This is a genomic window from Spirulina sp. 06S082, assembly GCF_034932145.1.
Classification (GTDB): Bacteria; Cyanobacteriota; Cyanobacteriia; order Cyanobacteriales; family Spirulinaceae; genus CCY15215.
In genome coordinates this window covers 1-5,728 of sequence record NZ_JAYGHV010000337.1, presented here as the reverse complement: position 1 = coordinate 5,728, position 5,728 = coordinate 1, and the positions used below count along the sequence as shown (strand labels likewise).

The window sequence follows — 5,728 nt, the reverse complement described above, 5'->3', positions numbered from 1 at the left end:
AAATAGAGAAGAGCTAGAAAAAACAGTAAGAAAACTGTTAAATGAAGGAGAATTAATAATTCATTGGAATAGAAAGATAAAAAATAAAGGCAATGCCATTAATGCAATGTAGATGCGTCTTAGCTTACTGATTTATCTAAAGTTGTCAAAGCCGGACTGAGAGACTTGGTCTTGAAATGTTCGTATATTGGGGCTGCGCCGATAGCACAGAGATCGACCTTTGGATCTGGGTGGTCAATAACAAGTTTTTCATTCAGTTCATAGGTGATTACTGCAAAATTACCTGTTATATACCCATCAGTGGTCATTGTACTTATTGGTAATGATATATGGCTAGCTCCTTCGATAACGTGCTTATTTGTGATAATAGTTGGCGCAGATGTTCTATCATTCTGTATGGCAAAATTATATGCAAACCCCGATCCAGTTGCCTTGCTGCCATCAGCCAAATGCGCTTCGATACGCACAACACTGTTCATTATTTGTTCGAGTACGTGCATTTCATTCAGACGCTTTGAATCTTGCATAAATTCCTCCTTTGATTTCTTTGATATTATACAAATATCCTTTTTGGAAAAAGATAGCGATCATAAAACAAAGGTTTTCATTACCTCCTGTAATGCTCCGCTATATTTACCCCGTTTGCGGCAAACGGCTTTTGGCAAGAGCGATCGCTTCCCGTGCTTTTGCTTCTCGAACTTCCTTCTCCTCACAGTTTACGGCTTCTTCAAGAAGGCTAAGAACCTCTGGGATTGGGTGCTGAAAATGTTCGACCCAAAAAGAGCGAGGATCGGCGATCGCTTCATCGGCTTGCAATTCCGATTGCAGAAAATCTTTGATTTGTTCTGCGCGATCGGCAATTTTAGAACCGTATTGAAAAAAGTTGGACAAATAGCTGGGTCGATCTGCATAGCAACCTGCCGAAATATTATCCCCCAATTCATCTTCGAGGCGATAGAGTTCTTCGAGTGCTTCGCGGTCGTTGGGGTTTCTCAGCAAGCGATCGCAAGGATTGTCTTGAGTGGTCATTGTTTCCTCCCGTACTATCTTCAGGATAAACCACGGTACTCGAAATACGTCAAATTCTCGCGATCGGGATCGTTGCCGAGTTCCAGCATTCCTGCTTTATGATAAAAACCGACAGCACCGGGTAGCGAGTGAAGCCCGACGCGCCCCGCGTATCCGAGAGCCAAACTACGCTGTCGGGCAAACAGCAAAAGTTTCAAGCCCACGTATTTGTAGTGTAGCGTTCCGGATACCCTGCGATTCCAAGGGGCGCTGACAATGAATTTCGCGTAGACAATTCGTTGGGTTTCGTCAGCACTGAGTGAAGCCGAAGTGTCAAACCAAGAACGATGTCCCAATGTTTCTATAGCGATAAATCCTTGAGCCATATCATTGCATTCAAGGGCATAGACTTCAAAATCATCGTAATTCCGCGACAAGCGCTTTTTCAATGCCCAATCTAAGTGTTTATCTTCCTCGCTCAGTTCTTCCAATTGAGGCAACCAAATCTCTTCAAAGTCTCGAACGTGGCGCTCTTGAATGTCGAGAATGAGGGCTTCTACAAAACATTGTTGGCGAGTATCGAAAATTTCGGTAACTTGTTCCATTTGGGAGTCATTTTAATTGCGGGCTGTTTGAATTATCGAGCGATCGCGCCACCAAATCCCCAATCAAATCCAAGCGAAACTCCGCCACCCATTCCAACAAACGCACCTTTAATTGAGATTGAGAATCCGGCAATTGCGCGATCGCCTGCTTGACGAGAAGCGGGTCTCCCGTATCCGCAGCATCGGCCAATTGTTCCAACAGCGATACCGAAACTTTGGATAAAGATTGCAAGGTAAATTGTAGGGAAATGCGCGAATCCGGCATCTCGAAAGCACTATCCACCGAAGGCTGTTCGTACAGGTATTTCACCCCCAAATGCTTGGCCATCTTCTCAAAAATGACATCCTCGCGAAATGGTTTGACCACCAAATCGTTGTAACCCACCTTCAACAACTGAGAGCGCTTTTGAGATAGAGTGCTGGCTGTCAGAGCGATTATTATCGGGCGATCGCCACCGGGGAGAGAGCGAATTTTTTGAGTGGCTCGATAGCCATCCATCACCGGCATCCGAATATCCATCCAAATCAAGTGAGGTTGCCAGTCCGCCCATTGCTCTATCGCTTCTCGTCCGTTAACCGCCTCTCTCACTTCAAATCCAACCTCTTTCAAAAACCGCGTTAACAACAAGCGATTTTCCGCAACATCCTCAACCACTAAAATGCGATACTCCGGCTGACCCGGTGCCAAGACGCTAACCCGACCCCGTTCCATATAATTTCGCACGTCTTCGGCTCGAGCGAGTTTCGCATCGATAGTAAAGTGAAAGCAACTGCCCGAGCCGACGCGACTTTCAACCGTCATTTCTCCCCCCATCAATTCCACATAGCGGCGACTGATAGGCAATCCCAACCCCGTCCCCTGCTGGGATTTGCGCCCCGCCTCCGTTTGGACGAAAGAAGCGAATAACAAATCCATTTCTTCCGCAGCAATTCCCATCCCGGTATCTTCAACAGTAAACGCCAAACGACAGCGATCGCCCAAAGATTCCACCCGTCTTGCCTCGAGGCGCACTGATCCGGCTTCTGTAAATTTAATCGCATTGCCCAACAAATTGATGAGGATTTGGCGCAATTTGCGATCGTCGGTTGTAATATAGTGAGGAAGTTGAGAGATGCCGTCGAACTCCAAATTCAAACTCTTGGTCTCGGCTTTCAAGCGAAACATCTCCTCTAAAGTCTCCAATAAGCGCACCAAATCGAAACTGCGCTCCACCAGAACCACGCCTTCCGCTTCGATTTTGAACATTTCTAAAACATTATCGATCAGTCCCAACAAATGCTGACTGCTGCGATTGACGATATCGAGATATTCCTGCTGTTCGAGGGTAAAGCCATCGGTTCGCGCTAACAATTGGGTAAAGCCGAGAATGCTGTTCAGGGGAGTTCGCAGTTCGTGGCTCATATTCGCCAAAAAGCGGCTTTTCGTTCGGTTGGCAGCTTCGGCTTCTTCCTTGGCTCTTTTGAGAGCCTGCATTTGCTTTCTCTTGCCGTCTCCGTCGATATTGCGGGCGATCGCGCAACAAAATTCTTGACCTCGGTATTGAGAGAGATGGAGAACGACCTCCACGTTAAGGGTTCGGCCTTCTTTCGTGCGGTAGATGGATTGCAAAGATAAGCGCCTTCGCTCTCGTAACCGACGAAAGCGGCTTTTCCACCTCCGCGTCGAGAGTCCCGATTCGAGGTGGCCCAAGTGCATTCCTCCCGTGAGTTCCTCGCGAGAATATTTCAGGATCGACGCGGTGGAATGGTTGGCGTAAAAGAGGCGACCGGAGGGTGTGACGAAAAAGATGCAGTCTCGCGATCGGTGGAACGCGAAACGCAGCAATTGCAGGTTTTTCTGAGTGGATGGAGGAGCGGTTTTGGTCATTCTCCCAATTCTCTAAAAAGGTGTAATAGCGATAAAAATATAAAATTTATGGTGTCTGTAAATTGACGATCTGCCTGTTCGATTTCTTGGATGAGGGTAATATTGCTTGCTTTAAGAGTTCGATGTCGGGCTTGTATAAAAAATAGACTGCATATAATATATTTTTAGCAGAGAAAAAATTAATTTTTAGAATTTCATCAATTTCTTCATCGCACTGAAGATAAATTTTTTGGTGTAGAGAGAGTGGCGAAGTAAATCCGGGCGATATCTTATCTTGAGTTAAAACATTAATAAAAGATTCTACGCATTGTCCTCGTTCTCTTACCACTGGATTTCCAAGCTCGATCCCAAAAAGATGTTGAGATATTAGCGAACCTCTAGGAAGAAAAAGAACTCCCGGTGTAAAATCTGGATTTTCATGTTTGGTTGAATAAGCTGCAACTCGGTTACTTTTGGCAAGACGCAAAGCTCCCCGAAATTCATGTTCGAGCGCTTTGATAGCTAAAGAACAGACTAATAGTTGATGAGACCAATTAGACCAACAATGACGATGGACTAGAGTATTAGCATACGATCTCAACTTTTGGGCTTTTTGGTGAGCTTCTCGATCCATCTGTTGAAGTTCTTCAATGTTTTTATCGATATAAGGCTCGAAGGGAGGAATGCGAAAATGTTGCCAAAGATTACCGATTGGCTGACCGCAGATATTACAGGGTATAGCTAGAGCGTTTGAATTTATCTCATCTAAGATCATTTCTGATTTTCCCAACTATCACTTCAATGGATCTCCGAACGATCGCCAATAATTTACATGGTAGCCAATCGAGCTACTCCCCTGCCTCTCGCCCGATTTTGAGGGCGGATAGGCGCTTTTGCAATCGCTCTGTTTCTGGAGGGGATGCGATCGCCTCCTCCGGTTCGTCGGGATGGGGCAACAACCGATAGGCTTCCCGAATGCGGTTTTCCAACTCTCGGTCGAGATCGATGCCTCGAGCGTGGTATTCGGCACGTTGCTCCAACTGGGGTCGGATTTGCGAGTCCCAGAGGGCTTCCGATTCCTTTGCCCGGCGAATATCGCCTTGAGATACGGGGATTTTGAGCGGGTAGGGAAACAGTGCCTCGCTGCCGGAACCGTAGGCAGGAGAAGTAATGACGCATTTGCCTTGAGGAAAGCGAACGATTTCATCAGCACTAATGAGAGGTTTTTTCTGTACCGACTCGCTCCAGTTAATCGAACGAGTGGTTTGCTGCTGTCCCATCGAGTTGCCCGTCGAACGATTGCGGAGAGTCACTTCAGTTTCGCCATAGCGCTTGGAATACTGTTCCGCCGTTTCGTAATCTCCGGGGTTGAACAGGACGTGGGTAGAAAGAGCAGAGGCGATCGCTTTCCCCTGCTTGTCCCCATAGCGATCGTAGAGTTGGTTGAGACTTTGAATGCCAATGATGGGAACGCCGCCATTGCTGCGATATTCGTTGACCCAATACGCAATCCGATCCAATCGCAAGGATGGAAACTCATCCAAAGAGTAAACGAAGGGTGTTCGCCGCTTCTCCGCTAAATTAGCAACAACGCAGAGATGAAGCGCCGCGGCCAAAAGCGGGGTCAAAATATCCCGCCGGCTGTCATCGAGCTTGAAAAAGATGGCTTGCTTGCCCTCCAAGCGCACGGGAATAGTACTCTGACCGATAAACGCCCGCAGCAGGTCTTTTTGAATAAAAGCGCTATAAGTCGCTTCGGCTGTGGCTTTAATGCCTGCAACCGTTTTTTCAGCATCCTTAGCACTGAGGAGTTGAGAGAAACTGGCTGAAATCCATCGATCCATTTTCAGGGGATGGCCATCGGGACGGTAGACGGAATGGGCAAGGCGATGGACGAAATCGGGCAATTGAATGAAGGCGTAAACCATTGCTAGATCGGGATACTGACTGGACTTGGCAAGCTGTACCAATCCTTTAGCCATCATTTCCCCGGCATTCTTGAAAAATTCATTGCTTTTGCCCTGTTCCGAGTCTGCATTATTGGCAATAACCCGCCCGATTTGCCCCGCCATGACTGCATCTTGGGGGTCTCGCATGAAATCGAGAGGATTGATAACCCCACTATAAGGTTCTCCAGGCGCTAAAACGCTCACCTCGTAACCGTAGCGGGCGGCAAGGGGAGCGTGCAACTTCATCTGGTCTCCCTTTTTATCGTAAATTACTGTACTAAATCCCTGCTGAAACGAACTTTCGATGAGGCGATCGATAA

The 5,728-nt window shown here is 47.0% G+C and carries 6 protein-coding genes; all 6 read right to left on the bottom strand.

Going from position 1 to position 5,728, the window contains the following annotated elements:
• Positions 1 to 119: 119 nt before the first annotated feature.
• A complete protein-coding gene (locus tag VB714_RS20645; RefSeq protein ID WP_323226572.1) occupies positions 120 to 527 on the bottom strand; it encodes a hypothetical protein in 408 nt (135 codons plus the stop codon).
• Positions 528 to 633: 106 nt separating this feature from the next.
• Positions 634 to 1,029, bottom strand: coding sequence for a hypothetical protein (locus VB714_RS20640; protein WP_323226571.1), 396 nt, complete (start codon positions 1,027 to 1,029; stop codon positions 634 to 636).
• Positions 1,030 to 1,049: 20 nt separating this feature from the next.
• On the bottom strand, positions 1,050 to 1,613 hold the full coding sequence (locus VB714_RS20635) for a hypothetical protein (protein ID WP_323226570.1): 564 nt from the start codon (positions 1,611 to 1,613) through the stop codon (positions 1,050 to 1,052).
• A 7-nt stretch (positions 1,614 to 1,620) separates the two neighbouring features.
• Complete coding sequence (locus VB714_RS20630; protein ID WP_323226569.1) at positions 1,621 to 3,480, bottom strand: ATP-binding protein; 1,860 nt, start codon at positions 3,478 to 3,480, stop codon at positions 1,621 to 1,623.
• Between the two features lie 46 nt (positions 3,481 to 3,526).
• Positions 3,527 to 4,234 carry a hypothetical protein gene (locus tag VB714_RS20625; protein WP_323226568.1) on the bottom strand — a complete coding sequence of 236 codons (708 nt, stop codon included), beginning with the start codon at positions 4,232 to 4,234 and terminating at the stop codon, positions 3,527 to 3,529.
• Positions 4,235 to 4,307: 73 nt separating this feature from the next.
• A partial coding sequence (locus VB714_RS20620; RefSeq protein ID WP_323226567.1) for a type IV secretory system conjugative DNA transfer family protein occupies positions 4,308 to 5,728 on the bottom strand: 1,421 nt, incomplete at its 5' end.

Coding starts and splice junctions, on each gene's coding strand:
- VB714_RS20645 (WP_323226572.1), bottom strand. CDS start 527: ATGCAAGATTCAAAGCGTCTGAATGAAATGCACGTACTCGAACAAATA.
- VB714_RS20640 (WP_323226571.1), bottom strand. CDS start 1,029: ATGACCACTCAAGACAATCCTTGCGATCGCTTGCTGAGAAACCCCAAC.
- VB714_RS20635 (WP_323226570.1), bottom strand. CDS start 1,613: ATGGAACAAGTTACCGAAATTTTCGATACTCGCCAACAATGTTTTGTA.
- VB714_RS20630 (WP_323226569.1), bottom strand. CDS start 3,480: ATGACCAAAACCGCTCCTCCATCCACTCAGAAAAACCTGCAATTGCTG.
- VB714_RS20625 (WP_323226568.1), bottom strand. CDS start 4,234: ATGATCTTAGATGAGATAAATTCAAACGCTCTAGCTATACCCTGTAAT.